The sequence below is a fragment of the Streptomyces gelaticus genome, assembly GCF_014649535.1.
Classification (GTDB): Bacteria; Actinomycetota; Actinomycetes; order Streptomycetales; family Streptomycetaceae; genus Streptomyces; species Streptomyces gelaticus.
The window spans coordinates 126317-151353 of record NZ_BMTF01000020.1 but is presented as its reverse complement, the minus strand read 5'-3'; the positions used below and the strand labels follow the sequence as shown (position 1 = coordinate 151353).

At 72.4% G+C, this 25037-nt stretch carries 22 protein-coding genes; 5 read left to right on the top strand and 17 right to left on the bottom strand.

The genetic code is table 11. The features are described from left to right. Nucleotides 1–76 precede the first annotated feature (76 nt). The 4 genes from IE107_RS25690 to IE107_RS25675 form a co-directional block, all read right to left on the bottom strand. Complete coding sequence (locus IE107_RS25690; protein ID WP_189546690.1) at nucleotides 77–1291, bottom strand: PP2C family protein-serine/threonine phosphatase; 1215 nt, start codon at nucleotides 1289–1291, stop codon at nucleotides 77–79. A 175-nt stretch (nucleotides 1292–1466) separates the two neighbouring features. Further along, nucleotides 1467–2240, bottom strand: coding sequence for a GNAT family N-acetyltransferase (locus IE107_RS25685; RefSeq protein ID WP_189546689.1), 774 nt, complete (start codon nucleotides 2238–2240; stop codon nucleotides 1467–1469). Continuing rightward, nucleotides 2237–3157, bottom strand: coding sequence for an NADP-dependent oxidoreductase (locus IE107_RS25680; protein WP_189546687.1), 921 nt, complete (start codon nucleotides 3155–3157; stop codon nucleotides 2237–2239). Before IE107_RS25680 ends, IE107_RS25685 begins: the two co-directional genes overlap by 4 nt. A gap of 136 nt (nucleotides 3158–3293) precedes the next feature. Further along, a complete protein-coding gene (locus IE107_RS25675) occupies nucleotides 3294–4040 on the bottom strand; it encodes a hypothetical protein (RefSeq protein WP_189546685.1) in 747 nt (248 codons plus the stop codon). Nucleotides 4041–4565: 525 nt separating this feature from the next. Between IE107_RS25675 and IE107_RS25670 the strand changes: the two genes are divergently transcribed. After that, nucleotides 4566–5531, top strand: a complete 966-nt coding sequence (locus tag IE107_RS25670; RefSeq protein WP_189546682.1) for an RNA polymerase sigma factor SigF — start codon at nucleotides 4566–4568, stop codon at nucleotides 5529–5531. 56 nt (nucleotides 5532–5587) lie between these two features. Here the strand turns inward: IE107_RS25670 and IE107_RS25665 are convergent, their stop codons facing one another. After that, nucleotides 5588–6496: an NAD(P)-dependent oxidoreductase gene (locus IE107_RS25665; protein ID WP_189546680.1), complete on the bottom strand. Its 909-nt coding sequence runs from the start codon at nucleotides 6494–6496 to the stop codon at nucleotides 5588–5590. A 54-nt stretch (nucleotides 6497–6550) separates the two neighbouring features. Beyond that, nucleotides 6551–7273: an adenosylcobinamide amidohydrolase gene (locus IE107_RS25660; RefSeq protein WP_229867240.1), complete on the bottom strand. Its 723-nt coding sequence runs from the start codon at nucleotides 7271–7273 to the stop codon at nucleotides 6551–6553. A gap of 588 nt (nucleotides 7274–7861) precedes the next feature. Between IE107_RS25660 and IE107_RS25655 the strand changes: the two genes are divergently transcribed. Next, nucleotides 7862–8881: a PRC and DUF2382 domain-containing protein gene (locus IE107_RS25655; RefSeq protein ID WP_189546678.1), complete on the top strand. Its 1020-nt coding sequence runs from the start codon at nucleotides 7862–7864 to the stop codon at nucleotides 8879–8881. A 258-nt stretch (nucleotides 8882–9139) separates the two neighbouring features. Here IE107_RS25655 and IE107_RS25650 read toward each other — a convergent pair whose 3' ends face one another. The 4 genes from IE107_RS25650 to IE107_RS25635 all read right to left on the bottom strand — a co-directional run bounded on the left by IE107_RS25650 (nucleotide 9140) and on the right by IE107_RS25635 (nucleotide 14037). After that, complete coding sequence (locus IE107_RS25650) at nucleotides 9140–10363, bottom strand: beta-ketoacyl-[acyl-carrier-protein] synthase family protein (RefSeq protein ID WP_189546677.1); 1224 nt, start codon at nucleotides 10361–10363, stop codon at nucleotides 9140–9142. Next, entirely contained in the window at nucleotides 10360–10638 is a 279-nt protein-coding gene (locus tag IE107_RS25645; RefSeq protein WP_189546675.1) for an acyl carrier protein, read from the bottom strand. The genes IE107_RS25650 and IE107_RS25645 overlap by 4 nt, the downstream gene beginning before the upstream one ends. Before the next feature lie 251 nt (nucleotides 10639–10889). Beyond that, nucleotides 10890–12746, bottom strand: coding sequence for an acyl-CoA dehydrogenase family protein (locus IE107_RS25640; RefSeq protein WP_189546673.1), 1857 nt, complete (start codon nucleotides 12744–12746; stop codon nucleotides 10890–10892). A 13-nt stretch (nucleotides 12747–12759) separates the two neighbouring features. Continuing rightward, entirely contained in the window at nucleotides 12760–14037 is a 1278-nt protein-coding gene (locus IE107_RS25635) for a beta-ketoacyl-[acyl-carrier-protein] synthase family protein (RefSeq protein ID WP_189546671.1), read from the bottom strand. A gap of 197 nt (nucleotides 14038–14234) precedes the next feature. Between IE107_RS25635 and IE107_RS25630 the strand changes: the two genes are divergently transcribed. Beyond that, on the top strand, nucleotides 14235–15518 hold the full coding sequence (locus IE107_RS25630; RefSeq protein WP_189546670.1) for a hypothetical protein: 1284 nt from the start codon (nucleotides 14235–14237) through the stop codon (nucleotides 15516–15518). 41 nt (nucleotides 15519–15559) lie between these two features. Here IE107_RS25630 and IE107_RS25625 read toward each other — a convergent pair whose 3' ends face one another. From IE107_RS25625 to IE107_RS25610, 4 genes are all read right to left on the bottom strand, one after another. Then, complete coding sequence (locus IE107_RS25625) at nucleotides 15560–16492, bottom strand: carbohydrate kinase family protein (RefSeq protein ID WP_189546668.1); 933 nt, start codon at nucleotides 16490–16492, stop codon at nucleotides 15560–15562. A gap of 291 nt (nucleotides 16493–16783) precedes the next feature. Further along, complete coding sequence (locus IE107_RS25620; protein ID WP_373302491.1) at nucleotides 16784–16897, bottom strand: hypothetical protein; 114 nt, start codon at nucleotides 16895–16897, stop codon at nucleotides 16784–16786. Between the two features lie 18 nt (nucleotides 16898–16915). After that, nucleotides 16916–17797 (bottom strand): ABC transporter substrate-binding protein, encoded by an 882-nt coding sequence (locus IE107_RS25615; RefSeq protein WP_189546666.1) that lies wholly within the window; start codon nucleotides 17795–17797, stop codon nucleotides 16916–16918. A gap of 191 nt (nucleotides 17798–17988) precedes the next feature. Continuing rightward, nucleotides 17989–18930 carry a LysR family transcriptional regulator gene (locus tag IE107_RS25610; protein ID WP_189546665.1) on the bottom strand — a complete coding sequence of 314 codons (942 nt, stop codon included), beginning with the start codon at nucleotides 18928–18930 and terminating at the stop codon, nucleotides 17989–17991. A gap of 80 nt (nucleotides 18931–19010) precedes the next feature. Here IE107_RS25610 and IE107_RS25605 point away from each other — a divergent pair, with 80 nt between their 5' ends. Next, nucleotides 19011–20276, top strand: coding sequence for an MFS transporter (locus IE107_RS25605; protein ID WP_229867239.1), 1266 nt, complete (start codon nucleotides 19011–19013; stop codon nucleotides 20274–20276). On the opposite strand, the gene IE107_RS25600 is transcribed toward IE107_RS25605, so the two are convergent. Both IE107_RS25600 and IE107_RS25595 read right to left on the bottom strand, forming a co-directional pair. Then, complete coding sequence (locus IE107_RS25600) at nucleotides 20266–20583, bottom strand: cupin domain-containing protein (RefSeq protein WP_189546663.1); 318 nt, start codon at nucleotides 20581–20583, stop codon at nucleotides 20266–20268. The genes IE107_RS25605 and IE107_RS25600 overlap by 11 nt on opposite strands. Nucleotides 20584–20693: 110 nt before the next feature. Beyond that, nucleotides 20694–21173: a GNAT family N-acetyltransferase gene (locus tag IE107_RS25595; protein WP_189546661.1), complete on the bottom strand. Its 480-nt coding sequence runs from the start codon at nucleotides 21171–21173 to the stop codon at nucleotides 20694–20696. Nucleotides 21174–21379: 206 nt separating this feature from the next. On the opposite strand from IE107_RS25595, the gene pgm reads away from it, so the two are divergent. Next, nucleotides 21380–23020 carry a phosphoglucomutase (alpha-D-glucose-1,6-bisphosphate-dependent) gene (gene pgm, locus IE107_RS25590; RefSeq protein WP_189546659.1) on the top strand — a complete coding sequence of 547 codons (1641 nt, stop codon included), beginning with the start codon at nucleotides 21380–21382 and terminating at the stop codon, nucleotides 23018–23020. A 47-nt stretch (nucleotides 23021–23067) separates the two neighbouring features. On the opposite strand, the gene IE107_RS25585 is transcribed toward pgm, so the two are convergent. Beyond that, nucleotides 23068–24741: a PHP domain-containing protein gene (locus tag IE107_RS25585; RefSeq protein WP_189546658.1), complete on the bottom strand. Its 1674-nt coding sequence runs from the start codon at nucleotides 24739–24741 to the stop codon at nucleotides 23068–23070. Between the last annotated feature and the right edge of the window lie 296 nt (nucleotides 24742–25037).

Genomic DNA, 25037 nt, shown 5'->3' with positions numbered 1-25037 from the left:
GTACACCCAAAAATGTCCCACCGCGACATAAGTCTCGACGGGACATTCGGTTGCCATGGGGCTCTTCCGGGCCCCTCTACCGGCCGCTGAACGTCTCGGCCGCCCGGCGGGCGCCATGGCCGCTGTGCAGGGGGCGGCCGGCGCCGCCGGACGCTGTCCGGCGGAGGGCGAGGGCGGCGATGTCGTCGCGCCGCACTCCTCCGGAGAAGGAGTCGAGATCGGCGTTGAGCGCCTCCAGCACCTCGTACGGAGGCCGCTCCGCCCAGCGGCCCAGCCGGGCATCCAGCGGATAGAAGGCGCCGGACGCGTCGCGCGCCTCGGTGACCCCGTCGGTGCAGATCAGCAGCGTGGCTCCCGGCGGGAAGTCCAGCCACTCGGCGGCCCGCGCCTCCCGGCTGAGTTCCGCAAGGCCCAGCGGAACGGAGGTGTGGCCCAGCGGAACGGCACGGGCCGCGCCGTCGTGCAGCAGCCGCGGCGACAGATGACCGCAGTTGACGGCCTCGACCTGGTCGCTCCCGTCGAAGCCGAGCACCAGGGCGGTGACGAAGCGTTCGGTCTCCCCCGTCTGGGCGGAGAAGACGTTGTGCCTGGCGACCGCGTCCTCCAGGGCGTCGACCACACCCGTCAGGGCAGGTTCGCGGATGGCTGCCTCCCGGAACGCTCCGAGCACGGCGAAACCCGCCCCGATCGCGGCGAGGCCCTTGCCCTGGACATCCCCGATGATCACCCGGGTTCCGTAGGGCGACTGGACGACCTCGTAGATGTCGCCGCCGACCAGCCGGTCCTCCTCGATCGGCGTATAGATGCCGTGGGCGAGGATCTGGTCGGTCAGGATGGGCAGCGGGCGCAGGATCTGACGCTGGAGCGCGCCGGCGGCGGAGCGCAGCCGGGCGATCTGCGTGGCGTGGCGGATCCGCAGCGCGCAGGCGCCGACACCCAGGCAGCAGGCCAGCACGGTGACGATCACACCGGTGGTGACGTCCCAGAACGTGCCGCCGTATGCCAGGTGCGAGCCGACGACGACGATCATGATCAGGGTGGACACCCCCACCGTCTGCCGGATCGTTCCGAAGACCGAGACGAGTGCGGGCACGACCACCAGCAGCGGTACGAGGCGCAGGTCCTCACCGGTCCGGAGGTCCAGCAGGACGACCAGGGCCGTCAGCAGGGCCAGCCCGCCGAACAGTGCGAGGTTCCCGACCCGTGGCGCGTGCACGACCGCCTCTCCCGCGTCCGTGCCGGGAGGCGCCGCTCCACGTGTCGCAAGCCGGCGCTGAAGCCCGATCGTCACGGCCGCTCCTCCCGGGACCTGCCGGCCCGGTGCCGGCGTTCGGTACCAGTGCACCCGGCCCCGAGGGGCGGCACACGAGGCTTACGGCCTCTCGGGCCTCGCCGAAGGTCCCGAGACGGGAGGCGGCAGTGACCTTCGGCCCGCAGCCGGCGGGACCAAGGTCCCGAATCGCGGGTCAGCGCGCGGCTGCCGTGCGGGCCTCGCGCTCACCGCGGACGCCGCCGGGGGCGGGCAGGCGGGTCGGCAGCGGTTGCGGGACGAGCGCCGAGAGGAACGACGTCCGGCGTCGGAGCACGAAGCCCAGGGACTCGTAGAGCCGGACGGCGTTCGTGTTGGAGGCGGAGGCGTGCAGGAACGGCGTTTCGCCACGCTGCCGGATCTCGTGGGCGACGGCGCGCACCAGCCCGGTGCCGAGCCCCTGACCGCGTACGGACTCGTCGGTGCAGACGGCGCTGATCTCGCTCCAGCCCGGCAGGTGCATCCGCTCACCGGCCATGGCGACGAGCGCCCCCTCGCGCCGCACCCCGAGGTAGGTGCCGAGCTCGACGGTGCGGGGCAGGAACGGCCCCGGCCTGGTGCGCTCGACCAGGGCGAGCATGTCGGGCACATCGGCGGGTCCGAGCCGTACGGCCCCGGGGAGGGGTGCCGTCTCGACCCCGGCGTCGACGAGCTGGACACCGTCGGCCCGAAAGACGATCTCCCAGTCGTCCGGCGGTGGCTCTCGGACGGCGGTGATGGTGACGGCTCCGCCGGGTCCGACGAGCGCCGCCGCGTCGTCCCAGTCCTCGGCCCGAGGGGCGTCCGGGACCGCGACCCACGGGGCCACGTCCGCGGGGTAGCGCAGGATTCGGCCGCGCCGCTCGGCGAAATGGGCGTGCGGTCCGGTCAGTGCGGCGTGGACCGGGCTGTCCAGCGGGTGCGCGTCGCCGGCGGCGTACGCCGTGCTCACGCGACCACCTCGATCACGGTCTTGCCGAGCGAGTGTCCGCTCTCCACGGCCCGCAGCGCGTCTCCCGCCCCGAGGAGCGGGTAGGCCCGGTTCACGTGGGTCCGCAGGACGCCGCCGACGACGAGCTTCGCCACCTCGTCGAGGACGGCAGCGGTGCGGGCCCGCGCGACGGCCGCCCCGCCGAGCTCCACGGCCAGCGGCTTGCCCCCGGCGCTGATCAGTGCGGCCGGGTCCGCGAGCAGCGGGGCCACGGCCCTCAGGGTGTCGCCGCCGACCAGGTCGAAGACCGCGTCCACGCCGTCGGGTGCGACTGCCCGCACCCGGTCGGCGAGTCCGGGGCCGGATTCGACGTGCACCGCGCCGAGCGACTCGACGAATTCCTTCTTGGCCGCACCCGCGGCGCCGATGACATGGACGCCACTGTGCCGGGCGAGCTGCACTGCGGCGGTCCCCACACCGCCTCCGGCCCCGGTGATCAGCAGGGTCGAGCCGGGAGCCAGGCCGAGCTGGCGCACGCCGTCGTACGCGGTGGCGGCAGCGACGGGCAGGACCGCCGCGTCGGTGAACGACAGACCGGCCGGCTTGTGCGCGGTCACGGCGACGGGCAACAGGGTGTACTCGGCGTACCCGCCGGTCACCGGGTTGCCGAAGACCTCGTCCCCGATCGCGAACCCCTCGACGTCCGGGCCGATGCCCTCGACGACCCCGGCGGCCTCGCTGCCGAAGACGGTGGGAAAGGACTGCCGCTCGCTGCCGGGCCTGACGTAGCCGTCGCGCAGCTTCCAGTCGACCGGATTGACTCCGGCGGCCCGTACGGCGACGAGCAGCTCGCCCGGGCCCGGCACCGGCACGTCCTGGTCGATGAGGCTCTCCACCTCCGGTCCGCCGTTGCGGGTGAACACGTACGCCTTGGGCATGGGCTTCCTCTCTCCGTTCACGGCACCGGCGGCCGGCCCGGTCACCGATCGCCACAGCAGCTGGAAGGCCCTCGTCCGGGCATGTATTCCCCGGGGTGGAGTGGTCACCGGGACGCAAGGGTCCGGCAGACCGGGGTCAGTGCTTGAGGCTTTTCATCAGGTCACGCATGTCGCTGATCATCGCGGACTGGTAGGGGGACAGATCGGATGTGTCCGGCCCTTCGTCGGGCGGGGCCTCGCCGTCCTCGCTGTCGAACTGCGCGTAGGAGGCCAGGCTCAGCGAGAGGACCGCTCCGCCCTCCCGCACCCGCAGCTCCGCATTGCCGTCGTCCTGCGTCAGCAGGTACGCGCTGTCGCCGAGGTTCGGGACCTTCTCCACCTTCGCATCGGCGTCGGTGCCGGAATCGGTCGTCCCGCGCATCGCCTCGAACTCGGCGGCCGGGTCGGTCCTCTTGTGCAGTGTCACCGTGACGCCGACCGAGTATTCGGTGTACCACCGGCTCCTGATCGGCTTCTTCGCGGCCGGGGACCGGAGGGAGATGAAGCACTTTGCCCGGTCCAGCGCCGGGTCGTTCAGGTGTTCCGGTTCGATCCTGGGCGTGTTTTCCGTCGGCGCTATCGCCGCACCGATCGCCTTCAGCCGCACGGTCGGGCACGGGTCCCCGTCCATCCGGTAGCCGTGCAGGTCCGGCTCCGGGGCGCCGACGGGGTACACGTACAACGCGCCTGCCCACAGGGCCGAAGCCAGCACGGCTCCGCCCACCGCCCACCGCCACGGGCGGCGCGGCCGGGGTCCCACTGCGGGTCTTTGGCCGAAGTCACCCACCACCTCGCCCGCCCCGACCGCACCGAACTCGTCCACCATCTCCGGCTCGGAAATCACCTGCGCCCCCCTCGGCCGTGCCCTTGGTCCACCACATGATGGCCCACCCGGTGACGGTTTGCCCCGGCGGACCTGCGAAGGTGACGCAGAACGGTCACAGCGGCGCACGGCCGGTCCGTCGCAGCCACGCGTCCCGGTCCGGCGGACCGGGTGCGACACGGCGGAGCGCGGGTGCCGTCCGCCGACGGGCAATACCGTCCTTCTCCCGAACGCGCTCCGCCGAAATCCTGGGCAGCGTCGATTTCGACTCAACTACCGCTGGATATGCGTCGGTCGGTCACCATTGCCCCGTCGGCTGTGGCAGTCTGGTGAGCGAACGCCCCACCGGGCTCCCCCGTACCGGTGGGGCGGTTCCGCTGTCCGGCGCGTCCCGCCCGCCCGACCGCGGGGACCTGACGGGGAGTCACAGCGATTCCCGGCCACAGATACCGTGTGACCTGATCAACTTCCGCTCTTCCGCATGGGATTCACCTCCGGGGGCAGGTGCATACACCTCACGGGCTACGACCAGGGGAGCGTGACGAGATGACGGCGCACACTGCGCGGACCGCCAGTGCGCAGAGACAGGAGAAAGCCCACCCGATATCGGCGGACGGACCGGCCGGCACCGGCGCGGACCCGGCAGCCGCCGGCGTACCCGCAGAGGTCACGGAAGCGGCCGGGGAGACCGGCGGCCTGCCGTGGATCGAGGACGCGGGAAGGATCGCCCCAGGTGACGCGCGCGAACTGTCCAGGCTGTTCTTCGGCCGCCTCCAGGCCCTGGAGGAGGGGACCCCCGCCCATCAGTACGCGCGGAACACCCTCATCGAGATGAATCTCTCCCTCGTACGGTTCGCCGCCGGACGGTTCCGCAGCCGGGGCGGCGGCGACATGGAGGACATCGTCCAGGTCGGCACCATCGGGCTGATCAAGGCCATCGACCGGTTCGAACTCTCCCGCGAGGTCGAGTTCACCTCCTTCGCGGTCCCGTACATCACCGGGGAGATCAAACGATTCTTCCGCGACACCACCTGGGCCGTGCATGTCCCTCGCCGGCTCCAGGAGTTGCGGGTCGACATCGCCAGGACCAAGGAGTCGCTCGTCACGGAGCTCGACCGCGAGCCCACGGTCCCGGAGCTGGCCGAACATCTGGGACTGAGCGAGGACGAGGTCACCGAGGGCATCGTGGCGGCCAACGGGTATGCGGCGGGCTCGCTGGACATGCCGGCCGACGCTTCGCAGGACGGGCGGCGGCACGCCTCGGGACGCACCTTCGCCGATGTCCTGGGCGGGCCGGATCCCGCCCTGGAGACGGTCGAGAATCTGCATGCGCTCGCGCCGCTGCTGGGCTGTCTCGACGCCCGCGAACGCCGCATCATCGACCTGCGTTTCGGCCAGGAGATGACACAGTCCCGGATCGGCGCGGAACTCGGCATCTCCCAGATGCATGTGTCGCGGCTGATCAGCAGGATCCTGCGGAAGCTCCGCAGCGGAATGCTCGTCGAGGAGTGACCCGGCCGCCCGGGGCCTCTCCTCGGGATCACAACCGGCCGGCAGTTCGGACGGGCTCAGTCGGCGCCCTTCTCCGGGGCGCGGCCCGCGTAGTAGGTGGCGATCATGTCCTCGCCGCCGTGCCCCGTGGCCTCGGCGCGTGAGAAACGGTCGGCCGACGCCGCGACCAGGTCGAGCCGCACCCCCGAGGACCGCGCCGCGTCCAGGATGAGGCGGGTGTCCTTGAGCGCGGTGGACAGGGTGAAGCTCGGGGTGAGGTCGCCGGAGAGAACCGCGGCGGACTTGCCCTGCAGATAGGCGGAGTCCAGCGGGCCGCCCTTCATGACGTCGAGGAAGGTCTGCGGGTCGACGCCCAGCCCTTCCGCGAGGTTGAGGCATTCCGCGATGTTGTTGACCATGGTGATCACCCAGGTGTTGACCACGAGCTTCAGTCGCGAGGCCGCTCCCGGAACCTCACCGACCCAGACCGTGCGCTGCCCGATCGCGTCCAGCACTGGCTCGACCCTCGCACGGACGGCGGAGGGACCGGCGACGAATACCGTCAACGCACCTTGTTCCGCGGGCTGTTTGGTGCCGGATACCGGAGCGTCGAGGTAGACCGGGCCCAGGTCCGCGGTGCGCCGGGCGAGATCGGAGGTGGCTTCGGGCCCGACCGTCGAGCTCTGGAGCAGGACCTGGCCGGCATGGAGCCCCCCGGCCGCGGCGGCGAGCGCGGCGGCGACGGAGGGGCCGTCGTTGAGCATGGTGAGGACGACATCGGCACCGCGTACGGCCTCTTCCGCCGACTCCGCGACCGTGGCGCCGTCGGCGGCGAGCGGGGCCGCCTTGGACGCCGTCCGGTTCCAGGCGCGGACGTCGAGGCCGGCCCTCAGAAGGCTCCGGGCCATTCCTGATCCCATGATTCCGGTGCCGAGCACGGCGACGACCGGCCGCTGCGGGGCGGGATCGGCAGCGTTCGATGTCATGCGGGGGCTCCCTCCGTGGGCCGCTCCGGGGTCGGCTCGCGGCGCTGTGGATGCTCAGGATTGCCTGAGCGCGCCTTCGAGGACGGCAGCGTGCACGGCCCTGGCGAGTCGCGCACCCCAGCGGGAGCGCGGTCCCGCGAAGGGTTCGGCGGGGGCGGGTCCCGGGGAGGGTGCGGCGACGCAGACGGCGTCCGTGGGGGTGCCCGAGCAGTCGAGGCCGGCCTCCACGAGCGCCTGGACCTTCGCCTCGGTGGCCGTGGCGACGGCGTTGACGAGTGCGGCGTCGGAGAGCGGCACGGGGAGGGTGACGACGATATTGACGGTTCCCGGACGCGGTGGCCCCGGCAGGCCCTCCGCCGGGGCGGCGGCCCAGCCGCGTACGCCGAGTCCGCAGGTGGCGGTCGCCGTCACGCCCCCGTCGGCCGCGACCGTGTACGCGGTGACGTCGGCGGCCGTCATCAGCCCTGCGCCGGGGCCGGTGAGCTGTTCGGCGTCCGCGATCTCGGCGAGGTGGCGGTCGGGGTCCAGGCGCGGATAGCCGCCGGGCACCTGCGCGTTGAGGATCCACTCACGCGGACCGATACCGCCGCCGAGCACGGCGCTGGAGCAGACCCGCCACCCCGGCCCGAGCCGCCACACCAGATGGTGCAGGTCCGCACCGTCCTCGTGCCGGGCCAGCAGTTCGCCGCGCTGCTCGGGCAGCCGGCTGCGTACGGAACGGATGGGGCACCCCCGGTGGGCGGCAGGACGACGGTCGGCACATGGCCCGTCGATCATAGGTGCCGGGGGGCGAGCGCTCCCGGAGGTGCTCCGCCCCGGTACGGACGGCTGAACCTCGCCGCGCGCCATGACGATGGGCCTGCAGCAGTACGGGCCCCAGGACGCACGGATGCGACCGGCCGTCGGTGCCGGGGCCGTCGGTGGGGCAGGGCACCCTGCCGGGAGGGGTGAGCCCGGCCGGATTCACGATCCCGGCGACCTGCTCCGAGGGATGCCGCGAGCGCGTCAGGTCATGAAGAGCCGCACGGAGCCCCGCGTCTTCGTCGAGCTCCGCTCGTTCGTCAAGCTCCGCTTTCGTCGAAGGTGCCGCGCATGGTCTTCATGGCGCGTACAGCACCGGGCGGACCCCGCGATTTCATGGCGTGAAGGCAGGCAGAGCCCCGAATACCTGGCCTGCAGCCCCTACACGTCACTCGAATGGTCTAACGCGGGAACAGACGCACACCGCTGTGGGAGGCGGCCGTGGCCGGACCGCCGAGGGCCGGGCGGTTGCAGCGTCCATCCGGGTGAGGCGCGATGGAAAGCGGACGCGCCTCCTCTGATGGCCTCAGCCACAGGACGCGCCCGGACGAGGAGGAATCGGTCATGGCAGCCGCTGACGGTTTCACGGAATCCGGAGAGCTCGACGGCCTGACGGTGTACGACACCGACGGCGAGAAGGTCGGCAGTGTGGGCCGGGTGTATGTCGACGACAACACCGGCCGACCGGACTGGATCACGGTGAAGACCGGCCTGTTCGGCATGAAAGAGAGTTTCGTTCCGCTTGCCGGAGCCCGCCGCGTGGGATCCGATCTGCATATCTCGCATCCGAAGGACCGTGTCAAGGAAGCCCCCCGGGTGGACGCGGACGCGCATCTGTCCGTGGCGGAGGAGGAGGAACTCTACAAGCACTACGGCCTCGCCAGGAACACCACGGCCAAGCTCGGCGGCCGGACGGACACGGGCACCACGGACATGGGAGCGGCGGAAGCCGCCGGAGCGGCCGGAGCCGGACGCACCACCGGGTCCGGCAAGCCGGCCATGACCGGCACCACCGCCTCCGGTACGGGTACGGCCCGCAGCACCCCGTCGGGCATCGCCGGCGGTGGAACCGGCACGGGCCAGGGCAGGCACCGCGGCACCGGCGCGGCCGGCACCGCGCGGCCCCTCGTGGGTGCCGGGGCGGGCAGCGAGCGGTCCTCCGCCGACCTGGGCGGCAGGGAGGAGATGATCCGTTCGGAGGAGCAGCTGCACGTCGGCACCGAGGAGTACGAGAGCGGAAGGGCGCGGTTGCACAAGTACGTCGTCACCGAGCACGTCACCAGGACCGTGCCCGTGACGCACGAAGAGGTGCGCCTGATCCGTGAGCCGCTGGAGCCCGGTGACAAGACGGCGGAACGTGCCGCAATCCGCGAGCAGGACGTCGAGGTCACCCTGCATGCGGAACGTCCGACCACGCGCAAGGAGACCGTGCCCGTCGAGCGGGTGCGGATGGAGACCAAGAGGGTGACCGAGCAGCAGGAGATCTCCGCCGACCTGCGCAAGGAGCAGATCGACTACGCGGACAGTACGAACATCGGCGGCAAGGAAACGGGCGGCGAATTCGGCCGGGGACGCCGGCGCTGACTCACTGCCATGCCCTGCGGCGAACGGCCGCACCCGGAGACCGAGGGCGGACTCGTGCGGTACCGGGGTCCGCCCGGCCGCCGTCGCCTCCGGCGCCGTGCGGTGGCCTCGCGCATTGCTCGATCCGGATCGGGGCCACGGCCCCGGCCAGGGCCGTGACCGGCAGCATCCGCCGGTGCCCGGAGCCCGCAGGGGCTCGTGCGGCGTGCGGCCGGTGGCACGCCGGGCGGTGTTCCCGTCGCACCACCCGCCGGAGGCCTACGGACGCTGAAGAGCGATCACGGCGTTGTGTCCCCCGAAGCCGAAGGAATGGCTGACGGCGCGCCGGATGGGCTGCCGCAGCGGTTGCTTGGTGACGCAGTCGATGTCGAACTCGGGCGCCGGAGCGTCCAGGTTGGCGATCGGTGGTACGACACCGCGTTGGAGCGTGAGGACCGTGAGCCCGGCCTCGATCGCCCCGGCCGCCCCCATGCAGTGCCCCAGAACCCCCTTGGGGGCGGTGACGGGCGGCCGGTGCGGGTAGACCCGGGCGATGAGGGCCGCCTCGGCGGCATCGTTGACCGGCGTCGCCGTGCCGTGCGCGTTGACGTGCTCGACGTCCTCGGGAGCCCAGCCCGCGTCGCGCAGCGCGGCCTCCACCGCCGCCTGGGCGACCGCACCGGACGGATGCGGGCTGATGGGGTGGTGGGCGTCGGTGGTGGCGCCGGTGCCGGCGAGCAGTGCCCGGGGGACGGCGCCTCGGGAGCGGGCGTCCTCCGTCCGTTCCAGCACCATGACGGCCGCACCCTCGCCCATGACCAGACCGGCCCGGTCGGCCGCGAAGGGCCGGCAGAGCCTGGCCGGGTCGTCGTCCGTCCGAGCCCCGGCGCCGGACCTGGCGAACCCGGCCATGGCAACCGGGTAGACGATCGACTCGGTGGCCCCGGCGATCGCGATGTCGCACTGCCCGGTGACCAGGAGGTCGCGGGCGACGGACAGCGCGGTGACACCGGACGAACAGGCGGTGCACGGGGCCATGCTGGGGCCGGTGGCCCGCAGCTCGATCGCGATCTCGGCGGCGGGCATGTTCGGAATGGTGAGCAGGATGCCCGCGGGCGAGGTGGCCCTGGCCCCGGACCGCTCCATCACGACCGCCTGCTCGGTCAGCGAGGCGGAGCCCCCGCTGCTGGTGCCGACGACCACCGCGACCCGGGTGCTCTCCCAGCCGGCCGGGTCGAGCCCGGCGTCGGCGACCGCCTCCCGGGCTGCGAGTACGGCGAGCTTCACGTACTTGCCCATACGGAAGGCCGCACGGCCGCCGATCGCGGCGTCCAGGTCGATGCCGTCGACCATGCACGCGAAGTCGATCGCACACCCTTCGAGTTCGGCGACGGTCCGGGCGGGTGACACGCCCGCGCACACACCCTCCCAGGTGGATTCGGTGTCATTGCCGACGGGGGTGATCATTCCCAGGCCGGTGACGGCGACGGCCGGCCTGTTCATCGGGCGTTGCTCATCGCCGGCCCGCCGCCCACCCGCGCCCCGCCGTCGCCCGCCGGGTCGATGAACCGTGTGATGTCGGCCAGCGTGGCGTTCTTGGGGAGCTGGTCGAAATCCCGGATGCCGCCGGCGGTCTCCCTGATCAGGACAGCGAACTCGGCGACGGCGAGGGAGTCCATCTCCAGGCTGTCCATGGTGGAGCCCGGGTGGATCTCGGCAACGGGCACTTTGAAGGTGTGTGTCAGAACCTCGGTGATCTTGGGGTGAATCGTACTCATGAGCTTTCTCTCCATCATTCGGTCCGGCTGCCGGGCCGGCGGTGGAACCGTCCCGACGCCGAATCAACTGGGCGAAGTGCCTCCAGTTACGCCTTGTGCCGAACCGATTCGGCACCTTCCTCCCCGCACCGCCGTGGCCAGGACGGACGCCGTACCCCAGTAGGCCAGCAGGACAACGCGGACGCCGAGAGCCCCGGCAGCTTCCCTGACCCGGTGACCCCGTACAGCAGTTCCCTCTCTCGTCATGACTCTCACCGCTCGTCCGGAACCGTCGCGCCGCCCTCGTCCGTCTGCCAGGCGGCACCCGGATCGTCGTAGGCGGCCACGTAGTCGGCTCGGGCGATGGGCCAGTCGGCGAGCAGTTCCGGCGGCAGCGCGAAGGAGTCGACGAGATCGGGCAGATGGGCGGCGACCGCGCTGATGAGCTCTTCCACCCGGTCGGGCAGCCCGTTGACCTGATCGGCGGTCAGCAGGCCCGCTGCCATCAGATCACCGCTGCTGCGGGCGATCCGGTCGAGCGCGAAGAGGCGCCGCAGTTCGTCGAGCCGTTCTCGGGCCATCCCCTCGGGCAGCGCCGCCACCGCTTCCGCGTACGCCTCGGCCGCCTGCCGCTGGGCGTGGGACTCGACGCCGCGCAGGGCGGGCCCGGATGCCGCGTTCCACCGCGCCAGCGGGTCGCCGTGCGGTGCGAGGCCCATCCGCTCACGGGCCCGGCCGAACCAGATCCGCTCCAGCTCCCCGAGCAGCCTGCCGAGGAACCCGGGGTCGTCGAGATCACCGGGTCCGCCACCGGGGGAAGGCCCTGGCCCGGCAGGTGCGGCGGCGAAGAGCATCTCGGCGGCGGCCTTGGCGTGGATCGCCAGATTGTCCCCCTCGGCGGTGATGGCGCCCTCCACCCCGGTGAGGAGTTCGCTCATGCCGTTGTTCTCCAGGAGCGCCTGCGCACCGCAGCGTTCACGGCATTCGACGATCACGGACCTGGCCTGCCAGGTGATCCACCCCTTGGCGACGGCGACCAGGCGCTCCGCCTCCTCCTGCTGCCCGTCCTCCTCCCAGCGGTCCAGGGCCCTGCGGTGCAGCAGGCTCATCGCGAAGACGGTGGCCGTGGCCGAGGCGAGCGGACCGTGGTGGCTGCGGTGGGCGATCACCGGCACCTGCCGCGAGCCCCGGGGCCCCGAGATGTGGCGGTGGCCGCCGTAGCGGACGGCGACGGCGAGCGTCGCGCGCGCACAACCCACCGCGCAGGCCGTCATCGAGATCTTGCCGGAGGTGACACGCCCGATCGACGCGAGGAAGCGGCGCCTTCGGTTGTCGATGGCGCTGCTGAACTCCCCGTCCGCGCCGATCCGTCCGTGGTCCCCGCCGAGCAGCGCCGCGCGTCCCACGAAGACCTGGTCGAAGGAGGTGAGGCAGTGGTCCACCGGGCTGCCGGTGCGGGTGGGGAGCAGGCGGATCCGTACGCCGGGCAGCGCCTGTTCGGCATCGGTGAGCGGTACGAGAAAGAGGAAGACCCCGTGATCGGCACCGTCGACGAGCAGACGCGCGGCCACGAGCCCCGTTTTCGGGCCGCCGGCCGGACTGGTGTTGGGCATGAATTTCTGCGCCCCGGCGTGCGGGGTACAGAGCACGAACCCGTCGCGCTCGCGGTCGTAGGCGGCCGTGGTCTCGACGGCCGCGGCGTCGTTGCCGTGCGCCACCTCCGTACAGAGGAACGTGCCGATGCGTCGCAGGCCCAGGAAGTCCGACAGGTCGCGGTGGCCGTCGTCCCCGTGGTCGAGGAGGCTGCCGAGGAAGAGGTTGTAGTGGATGCCCGCCACCGTGGTGAGTGCCGGATCCACCGGCCCGAGCCATTCGTGCAGGGCCGCCAGGGCGCGGTGGTCGGCGGCGAGCCGGGCGCCGCTGTCCAGACAGTCGTTGAGGACGCGCAGCCGCTCGTACGCGAGGGTCAGGCGCTCCTCGGCGGTGCGGTGCTCCGGGCGGCGGAAGGGTTCCGTACTGATCAGCCGTTGCCAGAAGCCGTGCTCCCGGCGGTGGTTTTCGCCGAGGAGCACGCCGGTGAGGAGGTCCGTGGACCGTTCGGCGGAGGGGCTGTCGATCGTTGTGGTCATGAAAATATAACGATCAAGCAACGGCGAGGACACCCGGGTCGGCGGGTCGTGGTCCGTCCGCTTCGACGCGCGCGAAGGCGAGCACGACGTTGTGCCCGCCGAAGCCGAAGGAGTGGCTCAGTGCCCGCTCGACGTGCTGGATCCGGGGCTCCTTGACCACGCAGTCGAGGTCGAACCCGTCCGGCAGCGAATCCAGGTTGGCGATCGGCGGGACGAGGCCGTGCTCCAGGGTCAGTACGGTGGCGGCCGCCTCGATCGCCCCGGACGCCGCGAGGGTGTGGCCGATGACCCCCTTCGGGGCCGTCACCGAAGGCCGGTGGGGGAAGAGCCCGGAGATCAACGAGGTCTCCATCGCGTCGTTCAGCCGGGTCGACGTGCCGTGCGCGTTGATGTGGTCGACCTCGTGGGCCGCCCAGCCCGCCTCGCACAGCGCGGCCTCGACGGCCTTGCGTGCGCCGCCGCCGTCCGGGTCCGGGGCGGTGGGGTGGTGGGCATCGGTGGCGGAACCCGCACCGGTCAGCAGGGCCCGCGGCCGTCCGCCCCGGGCGAGCGCGTCGGCCGTCCGCTCCAGTACGAGCACGGCGGCGCCCTCGCCGATCACGAACCCGTCCCGGTCCGCGGCGAACGGCCGCGACGCCCCCGCGGGATCGCCGGCGCGCAGCGAGAGCGCGCCCATTCCGGCGAAGGCGCTCACCACCAGCGGGGTCAGTACGGCCTCCGCACCACCCGCCACCACCACATCGCACCGGTCGTCCAGCAGCAGGTCGCGGGCGACGGCGAGGGCCGTCGCCCCGGACGCGCAGGCGGTCGCCGGGGCCAGGCTGGGGCCGTGCGCCCGCAGGGCGATGGCCACCTCCCCGGCGGCCGCGTTGGGCATCATCATGGGGACCAGGAGCGGTGACACCGCGTCCGCTCCGCCGTCGTCGAGCCTGCGTACGTTGTCGACGAGCACGGACACCCCGCCCACGCCGACGCCGAGCACCACCGCGACCCGGTCGCCGTCCCAACGCTGCGGTGACAGACCGGCGTCCGCCACCGCCTGGCGGGCGGCGACCAGTGCCATCTTCACGAACCGCGCCATCCGCCACACCGAACGCCCGCCGACCGCCCCGTCCAGATCGATCCCGTCCACCGGACAGCCGAAGTCGACCGGCAGTCCCGCCAGTTCCTCGCACCGGCGGGCCGTCGGCACACCGGCGCACAGCCCCGCCCAGAAGGTGTGCTCGTCCGCGCCCGCCGGAGTCACCAGCCCCAGTCCTGTCACCGCGACGCCCCTGTCGAGCCGCGCCATCTCCGCCCCCTCCTCCGTAATCGATCACGCCTACCGGTTGTCGAACGGCAGTAGCCCCGGGGAGGATGCGGTCAATGAGCCGAACGGGGCATCAGCACCTCCGGCGGATCGAACGGTTCCGCACACCACGGTGATGTGTTCACCCGTCCGCACCAGTCCGCCGCGCTGTCGGCGGCGGCAGACCGTTCCCTGGGGGGATGGAACCGGAACGCGATCAGCCGAAGGAGAGTGCCGACCTGGAGGCTCTCCGCGCCAGGGTGGCCGTGCTGGAGGCCCGTGCCCCGGCGCGGCACCGGCCGCGGGCCCGTTCGTTCCTGGCCGTGCTGCTCGTCCTCGTCGCAGCCGTCCTCACTCCGCTGAGCATCGTGTCCACCTGGGCGAAGAACCAGATCGGCAACACCGACAACTACGTGGCGATGATGGCGCCGCTCGCCTCCGACCCCGATGTGCAGTCCGCGGTGGCCGACCGGGTCACCGGTGCCGTCATGCAGCACCTGGACGTGAAGACCCTGCTGTCCGACGTCTCCCCCGCCGACCGGCCGGTTCTCGACAAGGCACTGGTGACGCTGAACGGCCCCATCACCACCGGCATTTCGAACTTCGTGCACGGCACGGTGGAGAAGTTCGTGGCGAGCGACGCCTTCGCGACGGTCTGGACCGACCTCAACCGGGCCGCCCAGTCCGCCACTCTGAAGGCGCTGTCCGGGAGCGGCGGCGGGGCGGTGAAGCTCACGGGCGACACCGTCACCATCGACCTCGCACCGGTCATCGACCGGGTGAAGCAGCGCCTCGTCGACCGGGGGCTGGGTGTCGCGGCGAAGATCCCCGAGATCCACACGGACTTCACGGTGCTGACCTCCGACGCGGTGGGCAAGGCCAAGAAGTGGTTCCGGGCCCTCCAGATCATCGGATTCTGGCTGCCGCTGGTCACTCTGGTGCTGGCAGCGGGCGGGGTGCTTCTCGCGGTGTGCCGCCGCCGCGCCCTGATCATGACGGCGCTCGCGGTCGCGGCCGGTGCGGCGGTGCTCGGCCTGGCCCTGTGGGTGGGCCGCGGTTTCTATCTCGACAGCCTGCCGTCCGGGGTGTCGCAGCCGGCGGCCGGTTCGGTCTTCGACGCCCTGGTCGACCGGATGCGTGCCATGGTCCGGCTGGTCGTCACGCTCGGCATCGTGGTGGCCCTCGCCGCGTGGCTCACCGGTGAGGGCCGCGCCGCCGGGCGTGTCATGGCTATGTGGAGCGCCGGCATCGGTGCCGTGCGCCAGGCGGCCGGGTTCACCGGCGGCCCGGTCGGCCGGTGGGTGCACCGCGCCAGGCGCCCGCTGAACTGGGCGGTGGTCACGGTGGCCGCCGCCGTCCTGGTGGTGTGGGACCGGCCGACGGGGATGGTCACGGTGTGGATCGCGTTGTGCGCGCTGTTCGTCCTCGCCGTCGTCGAATTCCTGGACGACGACAGCAGCCCGCATCTGGTGACGCCCGGGTGAGGAGGGGCTCCCGGGCGCACCCTCCTGACACCGGGACGTGTTCAGCTCCGCGCGAAGGCCGCCGCCAGCTCCGGCCCGTCCGGCGGGTTGGCACCGGCCCGGGCGACGGTCACCGCCGCGGAGGCCGCCGCATGACGCAGGACATCGGCCGTCCGGGCCCGGTCCAGGGAGCGCAGCCGCTCCCGGCCCTCCGCACCGAGCAGCCCGTGCGCGGCAAGGGCGTGCAAGGTGCCCGACATGAAGGCGTCACCCGCCCCCACCGTGTCGACGACCTCGGTGGGCAGCGCGTCGACGGTCACCCGCCCGCCGGGCAGTACGGCCAGCGCGCCTTCGCCGCCCCGGGTGACGAGGACCACGGCCGGACCGGTGGCCAGCCACTGCTCGGCGACCCGTTCCGGCTGCCGGCCCGGGTACAGCCATTCCAGGTCCTCGTCGCTGGCCTTGACCACATCGCTGAGCGCGACGCACCGCTCGACCCTGCGGACGGCGGACCCGTGGTCCCCCATCAGCTCGGGCCGCACATTGGGGTCGTAGCTGACGGTCGCCGACGTACGCAGCGACTCGACGGCGCCGAGGACGGTGGCCGCCCCCGGTTCCATCACCGCCGCCACGGAACCGGTGTGCACGTGCTGCGGCGGCCGGTCCAGGGAGACCGGGCCGAGCGTCCAGGTGATCTCGAAGGTGTACGCGGCCCGGCCCGCCCGGTCCAGGGTGACGACGGCGGACGGAGTGGGGGCCGTGACGTCGTCCGTGCGGACCTCGACCCCGGCACCGGCGAGATGGTCCCTGATCAGCCGCCCGTTGTCGTCGGGGCCGAGCTGGGTGAGCAGGGTGGCGCCGTGCCCGAGCCGGGCCAGGCCGTACGCGACGTTGGCCGGGCTGCCGCCGGGGTGGACCTGGTCGGCCGCACCCGGCAGCCGGACGATGTCGGCGACGCACTCACCGATGACGAGCAGGTCGAGTCTTTCGAGCATGGAACTGGGTTCTCCTCCAGTGCGGTGACGAACGTGTCCCGGCAGGCGGCGCGGCCTCCGGACACGTTGGCCCCGGTCCTGCCGCGTGCGTGGCGGATCAGCAGGGGTGCCTGGGCGGGTTCGGCCGTCGGCCCCCGTCGCTGCAGAAAAACCTAGCCGTCCGCGGGTCCGGGTCGAGGACGAGGGCGCAGCTGTGGGCCGTGCCGGTGGTGGCGCGCAGCGGTACCGGTACGACGGCCCGAGTCCCCCGCCCCTTCGGACGGCGCGGGGGACTCGGGTCCGCGAAACAGGTCAGGAGGTGTCCCCGCCCCCGTGCCTGCGCTCGAACCCGGCGGCCTGTCCTTCAGAGTCTCCGACGCGCGGCTTCCCCGTGAAGAAGGTGTGTCTCTCGGCGGAGATCTCCACGTCGATGACGCTCCGTACTCAGCGCCCGGCCTCCTCCAGGGCGTCGGCCACGAGTGTCAGGAAGCGCGCGTGGGCCTGGGGACTGCACACCGGCTCCGGGTTCCACGGCACCACGCGGGCGGCCCCCTCGATCGCCGACCAGTCCGGGTGCGCCCGCAGCTCGTCCAGCGGCGTGGCATTGGCGCGGACGTCGGCGAGGACCACCGCGGGGCGCAGGGCCGCCGCCTCCGCCCAACCGACCGTGGACCAGTTCAGACCGGGCCCCTCGGCCGGCTCCACGATGCCGACACCGAGCTCGGCCAGCACCCGCAGCTCGGGCCACATCCGGGGGCGGGCGAGGTGCGCCTGCTCCTGCCCGGCCGGGGAGAGGGCGAGGACCCGGTGTCCGTCCGCACCGGCCACGAGCGCCCGCAGCCGCTGCCGCGCGGCGTCCAGGTCCTGTGCCGCCGCCCCGGGCTCCTCGGCGCCGAGCGAGCGGGCGAGCAGGGTGAACCGCTCACCGATCTCGGCGAGGGTGCGCGCCTGCCCCACATCGACGACCACGACCGGGACGTGCTCCTCCAGATGCTTGGCGGTCTCCGCGGCAAGCCCGTAGACATGGCCGCCTCCGTAGCTGACCGCCACGACGAGGTCCGGCTCACAGCTCAGCAGGGTCTCCACGTCCAGCGTGCTGCCCGCACCGGGATAGCCGACCCCGGCCAACGGAAGCGAACCGGTCTTCGCCACGTCCGGCACGGCCCGGTCGTCGTGATCGGAGCCGAATATCGCGCTCGGGCGTATCCCGTGGTCCCACAGGGTCGCCCCGGCCTGGACATAGGCGAGCACCCGCGCCGGGCGCCGCCCGGCGGTCGACAACTGCCCGCGGTCGTCGGAGAACTGCCACACGGTCCGCTCGCTCACGTCACACGCCTCTCGCCACCGTTCGCCGCACCCCGCTCCCCGGGGTCGTACACCAGTACCTGCCCAGCAATCCCGGGTGACACCCGCCCGGCCGGTCCGGTGGGCGGATCGGCGGGCCGGGGCGGGCGGCGGGCACGCAGGGGCGGCCCGGCGATGTCGCGCTCAGTGGTGGCCGGGGCCGAGAAGGGCTCTCACCCTCGCGTCGACCGCCGCCCTTTCGGCCCTGGTTCACCGGCTCCCGCGTCCGGAGGCCCCCCGGCACCGGGCTCGACGCCGAGTCCCGTCAGGAACGCCGCGGCCGCCGGGGCCGGCCGGAAGCGGCTCCAGACCAGGCGCTCCGTACGGGCGGGAGCATCGCGGACGGGAAGCACATGCACCCCGGTCAGTTCCGCCGCGAAGGCGGCCGGCAGCATGGCGATGCCGAGCCCGCTGCGTACCAGCCGGACGATGAAGTCGGTGCCGCTGACCTCGAAGGCCACCTCGCGGGTGAGGCCCATCGCCGCGAACGCCTCCTCCGACTGCGCCCGGGCCGCGGTGCCGTCGGGGTAGTCGACGAACATCTCCCGCGCCAGCCGGTCGAGACCCACCTCCGCCTGCCCGGCCAGGGGGTGGGTGGGTGCCACGACGGCGACCAGCTCACCCGTGCCGAGCTCGTGATCGCCCACGCCCTTCGGCCGGTAGCTGGGCAGCACCCCCAGGAACGCCACGTCGAGCGTCCCCTCCCGTACCTCCTGGACCAGGTCCTTGCTCGCCCCGTCCCGCAGCACGATGTGCACCTTCGGGTAGCGCAGGTGGAACGCCCGCAGCGCTGCCGGGATGTCGACCGCGGCAATGGTCGGAATGGCTCCCACCGCAAGGCGCCCGCGGACCTCCCCCGCCGTCGCGGCGACCTCGGCACGGGCCCGCTCCGCCGCGTCCAGCGCCTGCCGGGCCTCCGGCAGGAACACCTCGCCCGCCGCGGTGAGCCGCACCTGACGGCTGGTGCGGTCGAAGAGCCGGGCTCCCAGCTCCTTCTCCAGCCGGGCGATCTGATGGCTCAGGGCCGACTGCACGACCAGGCACCGCTTCGCGGCGCGCGTGAAGCTGCCCAGCTCCGCCACCGCGACGACGTACCGCATCTGCTGAAGTTCCATTCATCCATCGTGAACCACGATCGATGGAATGAAAAACATGTGTTGGACTCATGGATGGTCGATCCCGGACGCTGAGACGCATGGCTCACCCCACTCATGAAACCCGCAGCCGGGCCGTGCCCCGCGCGATGCCCGACCAGCCCGCGCTCGGGCGCGGGCTGGTCCTGCTGATGGCCCTCGCCGCCGCCCTCTCCTGCGCCGGGAACTACTTCGCGCAGCCGCTCCTCGACATCATCGAGGTGAATCTGCACATCGGTGTCACCACGGCGGGGCTGATCGTGACCGCCGCCCAGGCCGGGTACGCGCTGGGGCTGATCCTGCTCGTCCCGCTCGGGGACGTCATGGACCGACGGCGGCTCGCCGTGGGCCTGTTCGCGCTCACCGCCTTCTTCCTCCTGGTCACGGCCGCCGCGCCCACCGGCCCGCTGCTGATCGCGGGCACCCTGCTGACCGCGCTGACCTCCGTCGGGGCCCAGGTGGTGGTGCCGTTCGCGGCGGCGCTCGCGTCCCCGGCCGAGCGCGGCAGGATCGTCGGCGTCGTCATGTCCGGTGTGCTGCTCGGCGGGCTGTTCGGGCGGCTGGCCGCGGGCGCACTGTCCGAGCTCGGCGGCTGGCGGACCGTGTACTGGGTGAACGCGCTGCTCATGGCCGTCATGGCGATACTTCTGCACAACCGGCTCCCCCGCCTGCCCCGGCCGCACGGCACGGCCACGATGTCGTACACCGGGCTGCTGCGCTCCACACTGGTCCTGCTGCGGGAGGAGCCCGTGCTGCGCCGGCGGGCGGCCATCGGCGCGTTCTCCATGGCCTCGTACAGCGTGCAGTTGACCGCGCTGACCTTCCTGCTGACCCGGCCGCCCTTCCACTGGAACGCGGCCGCCATCGGACTCTTCGGCCTGGTGGGCGTCATCGGTGTGGTGGGCATGAACATCGCGGCCCGGCTGAGCGACCGCGGCCGGGTCCAGGCCGTGTCGGGAACGGCGGCCGCGCTCCTCACGCTCGCCTGGCTGCCGCTGCTGGCCGGTGAGTCGTCGCTGCTGTGGCTGACGGTCGGCGTGATCCTGCTGAACATCGCCCAGCAGGCGGGACTCAACAGCAGTCAGAACGTGATCTACGCGCTCCGCCCGGAGGCCCGCAACCGGATCAACTCCGTGTTCATGACGCTCTTCTTCCTGGGCGGGGCGACCGGAGCCGCGCTCGCTTCGGTGGTCTGGTCCCGGGCGGGCTGGAGCGGCATCTGCCTCCTGGGCGGTGCGCTCGCCGCGGGCAGCCTGGTGCTGTGGGTCCTGGAGCGCATCCGGACGGTCTCCACCGCACGCCCCGGGGCCGCCGCCGTCAGTCGTTGACGGCGGTCAGCAGCACCACGGCGTCCTCCAGCGCCAGCAGCCCGTGCCGCTCCTGCGGGATGGGCTGGAGCGCTCCGGCGCTGAGCTCCACATCGCCCGAGGCCGCCGTGAGCCGGACCCTGCCGCGGAGCACCTGGAGGGAGGCCGCGGCGGGGGCGTTGTGCTCGTCGAGGGCGGAACCCGAGGTCAGCGCGATGACGGTCTGCCTCAGGGGTTCCTCGTGCAGCAGGCGGTGGGCGCTGCGGCCGTGTGCGGAGGCCCGGGCCGCGGCCAGGTGCTCGTCGGCGAGGGCATTCAGATCGTCCATGTGCCCACTGTGCCGCAGTGCCCGCCCGTCCGCGATCCTGACGGCCGCGGTGTCCCGCGGGAGCATGCGGGGCCCGCGCCGCCCGCGGAAGCGGTACCCGGCGGACCGGGTCAGCCGTTCGCCGTCCACCGGTATCTGACGTCCGGTTCCTTCTCCTCGTTGCGGCTGCCGTCGTCGAACCCGACCGCGGTGAAGCCGTGCCGCTCGTAGAAGGCCCGGGCGTCCGTGTTGCGCTGGAAGACGTACAGCGTGAGTTCCTCGGCCGCGCGTTCACGCACGTCGGCCAGGAGCAGGGTGCCGATGCCCCGACGCCGTACATCGGGGCGCAGATAGAGGTGTTCCAGCTCGGTTCCGTCCAGGGAGGCGAAGCCCAGCAGTTCCCCGGTGCCGGTCTCGGCGATCCGTACCGTCGTTCCGGGCAGGACCACATGGGTCATCCAGGCCAGTGTCTCCTCGTCGCTGTGCACCTTCGGCAGGTACGGCATGGACTCTGCGCGCGAGGCGAGGAAGAGCCGGGTCAGCGGCCCGGCGTCCTCGGCGGTGGCGCCGCGCAGCAGTATCCGGCCGTCCGGTGCGGACTTCGGTGCCATCTCGTCTCTCCTGGTACGGCCGGAAACCCGCCGCTTCGCACGGTCCGGGGCGGACTGCTCGTGATCGTGGACGAAACCTATGCCGGAGCCCCTCGGATCCGCCAGCGGGATTCGGCCCGTCCGGGCGGGGCAGTCGCGAGGCCGCGCGGGCCACCGGCGAAAATGTGGCGGGGAAGATCGCAGCGACCGACACGGAGGAGTGGCAGATGCCGCACGAACGAGCTGGACAGCCGGCCCGGCCGGAGGATCTCATCGATGTGGCCCGGCTGGTGACGGCGTACTACACGCTGCACCCGGACCCGGCCGAGCCGGACCAGCGGGTGGCGTTCGGTACCTCCGGTCACCGCGGGTCGTCCACGGCCACCGCGTTCAACGAGGACCACATCGCCGCCACCAGCCAGGCCATCTGCGAGTACCGGGCTCGCCAGGGCACGGACGGGCCGCTCTTCCTCGGCGCCGACACCCATGCGCTGTCGGAGCCGGCCCGGGTCACCGCCGTCGAGGTGTTCGCCGCCAATGACGTGACGGTGCTCATCGATCCGGCCGACGGCTACACGCCGACCCCGGCGGTCTCGCACGCCGTCCTCACCCACAACCGGGGCCGGACCTCGCAGCTCGCCGACGGTGTGGTGGTCACTCCCTCCCACAACCCGCCCGGCGACGGCGGGTTCAAGTACAACCCGCCGAACGGCGGTCCGGCCGGGTCCGATGCCACCGGCTGGATCCAGGAGCGGGCCAACGAGATCATCGCTGTCGGGATGAAGGACGTACGACGGCTGCCCTATGCCCGCGCACGGGCGGCGTCGACCACCGGGACGTACGACTTCCTCGGCTCCTACGTGTCCGACCTGCCCTCCGTGCTCGACCTGGACGCGGTCCGCGCGGCCGGAGTGCGCATCGGCGCCGACCCGTTGGGCGGCGCGTCGGTGGCGTACTGGGGCCGGATCGCCGAACAGCACCGGCTCGACCTGACGGTGGTCAATCCGCTGACCGACCCCACCTGGCGGTTCATGACGCTGGACTGGGACGGAAAGATCCGGATGGACTGCTCGTCGCCGTACGCGATGGCCTCGTTGATCGGGCAGCGGGACCGCTACCGGATCGCGACCGGGAACGACGCCGACGCCGACCGGCACGGCATCGTGACACCGGACGCCGGGCTGATGAATCCCAATCACTACCTCGCCGTCGCCATCGACTACCTGTACTCCCACCGTGAGCAGTGGCCGGCCTCCGCGGGTGTCGGCAAGACGCTGGTCTCGTCGGGAATGATCGACCGGGTGGCCGCGGGCCTCGGCCGGGAACTGGTCGAAGTGCCGGTCGGCTTCAAGTGGTTCGTGGACGGTCTGGTCGACGGCTCGCTCGGGTTCGGCGGCGAGGAGTCCGCCGGGGCCTCGTTCCTGCGCCGCGACGGATCGGTGTGGACGACCGACAAGGACGGCATCCTTCTGGCGCTGCTCGCCTCGGAGATGCTCGCGGTGACGGGCAGGTCCCCGTCCGAGCACTACGCGGCGCTCACCGCCCGGTTCGGTGAGCCCGCGTACGCCCGGATCGACGCTCCCGCCGACCGAGAGCAGAAGGCGGTTCTCGCGCGCCTCTCCCCCGAGCAGGTCACGGCCGACACGCTGGCCGGTGAGCCGGTCACGGCCGTGCTGACCGAGGCGCCCGGCAACGGCGCGCCGATCGGCGGCATCAAGGTGACCACCGAGAACGCCTGGTTCGCCGCGCGCCCCTCGGGCACCGAGGACGTGTACAAGATCTATGCGGAGTCGTTCCTGGGCGCCGGCCATCTCGGCCGGGTGCAGGAGGAGGCCAGGGCCGTGGTCTCCGCGGCACTGGAGTCCTGAGGGTCCGGCCGGGGCGGTCCTCGGGCCGCCCCGGCCGCCCGGCGGGCTCAGCGCACGATGTCCACGAAGACCGGGTTGGTGTAGAACCAGGTGTCCAGCCAGGGGTTTCCCTGGCCGGGCTCGTGCGGCAGCGGGCCGTGCGGGTCGATCGCCGCGCCGAGGAACCCCTTTCCGTGGCGCTTGCCGTCGCTGCCGCGCAGCCGCAGGTAGAACGGCTCGTCCGCGCGTCCGAGCGGGATGCGCAGGGTGTACGTGCCGCGGCGGCCGGATACGTCGGCGGTGTGGGCGAGCCGGGTGTCGGGGGCACGCCAGTCGTCGCGGTCGGCGGCCGGGCCGCGGACCGCGCCGCGGATGACGTCGACGTGCTCCAGGCGCGGAAGCACCCCGTAGGGATTGCGGCGGGACGCGGCCGTCATCGTGACGGTGAGCGTGAGCCGTTCGCCGCGCCGGGCGCGCAGCCGGCCGCCGAGCGTGGCGCTGTTGCCGTGCTCGCCGCGCACCTTGACGTCGATGCCGTCGATGAGATGGCCGTGGTCGACCCAGACCCGGCCGGCCCGCAGCCCCTCCATCACGTTCCGGTAGCCGTACCGGGTGACGCCGACGTGTGTGCGGCTGAACTGGCCGGGCCAGAAGTCGCCACCGGGCTGCGGTTCGGCGGTGTTGTACGGGTCGGGGAGGTGGCCGGTGTTGTCGAAGTTCTGTCCGGGCGGCCACTCTCCGTTGACCCAGGTGTCCTGGGCGACGCGGTGGACGTCGGAGTTGGAGGTGATCGTGAAGAGCTTGCCCTCCGCCAGCATCGCGTCCCACAGGCCGCCTACGGTCGCGGTGGCCCAGTCGAACCCGCCGTAGGTGACGTAGGCCTCGCGCGGGTAGCCGGGCCAGGAGTCGGCGGACGGTGAATTGCTGTACTCGCCACGGACGTTGGTGTCCGGGTGCCAGCCGGGGATCGCGCCGGCCTGGGCGCCGGGAGCGCCCTCCATGCCGATCATGATCTCGGGGGCGGCGTCGCGCCAGCCGCGCATCTCGTGCGGGGAGTCGATGCCGAGGCGCATGGGGTGGTTGGCGAGGACGAGCACGTCGTCGACGTAGCGGGTGCGGCGCTGTTCGGCCAGCCATTTGAGGGCCTTGACCGCGTGCGCCTCGTTGCGCGGGGTGTCGGGGTGCGTCGGGGCGCCGGCCGTGTAGCCGAGCAGCTTGCCGTCGAAGGCCTCCTCGAAGCGGGTGAGGAGTTCGACCTCGTGCCGTCCGGGGGGCGAGAAGACGGTGCAGTGTTCGGCTCCGGGGATGTACCACTCCAGCCCCTGGAAGATCAGCATGCGCTTGTTGTCGGCGCGGGCCCTGAGGATCTCCCGGTGCTCCTGCGCGGCACCGAACTCGGCGTGGCCGATGTTGCTGTGCTCGGTGAAGACCATCCAGTCGAGGCCGAACTTCTGCCCTGCCGAAGCGAGTTGGGAGAAGGTGTACTTGGCGTCGTGGCTGTACACGGAGTGGTTGTGATGGTCGCCGACGAGATAGACCAGCTCCGGGGCGTGCCCGCGACCGTGTCCGTGGGACCGGCTGCCCCCGCTGTCGGCCACCGCGGGCAGCGGCAGCGAGGCGGCGGCGAAGGCCGCACCGAACAGCCCGGCGCGGCGCATCAGGCCTCGGCGACTGAGCCCCTGGGGGTCGAGCGACTCCGCGGGAACCTGGGGGTCGGCCCATTCGGGCACGGGGTGTGACATGACGCGTTGTTCTCCTTCGTGCGGGGCGGCGACGGTCCGGGGCCGGACGGCGGGCCGCCACCAGGAGGATTTCTTGATCGCGGAACCATCCGGTGAAGTCGGGACGAAGTACGGGAGTCGCGCCCGGGGCACGCCGGTGACGCGCGGGCCGGCGCACTCCACAGGGCGGCGGTCGTGCCCCCACCGCGCGGAGAAGCGGATTCACCCGTCCGGCGTCCCTCCGGTGGCGGGGTCCCGCGGAGCTGTGCCGGGTCCGGCCACGCAGCCCCGACGGCAAGTCCCTGCGGACCGGGCAG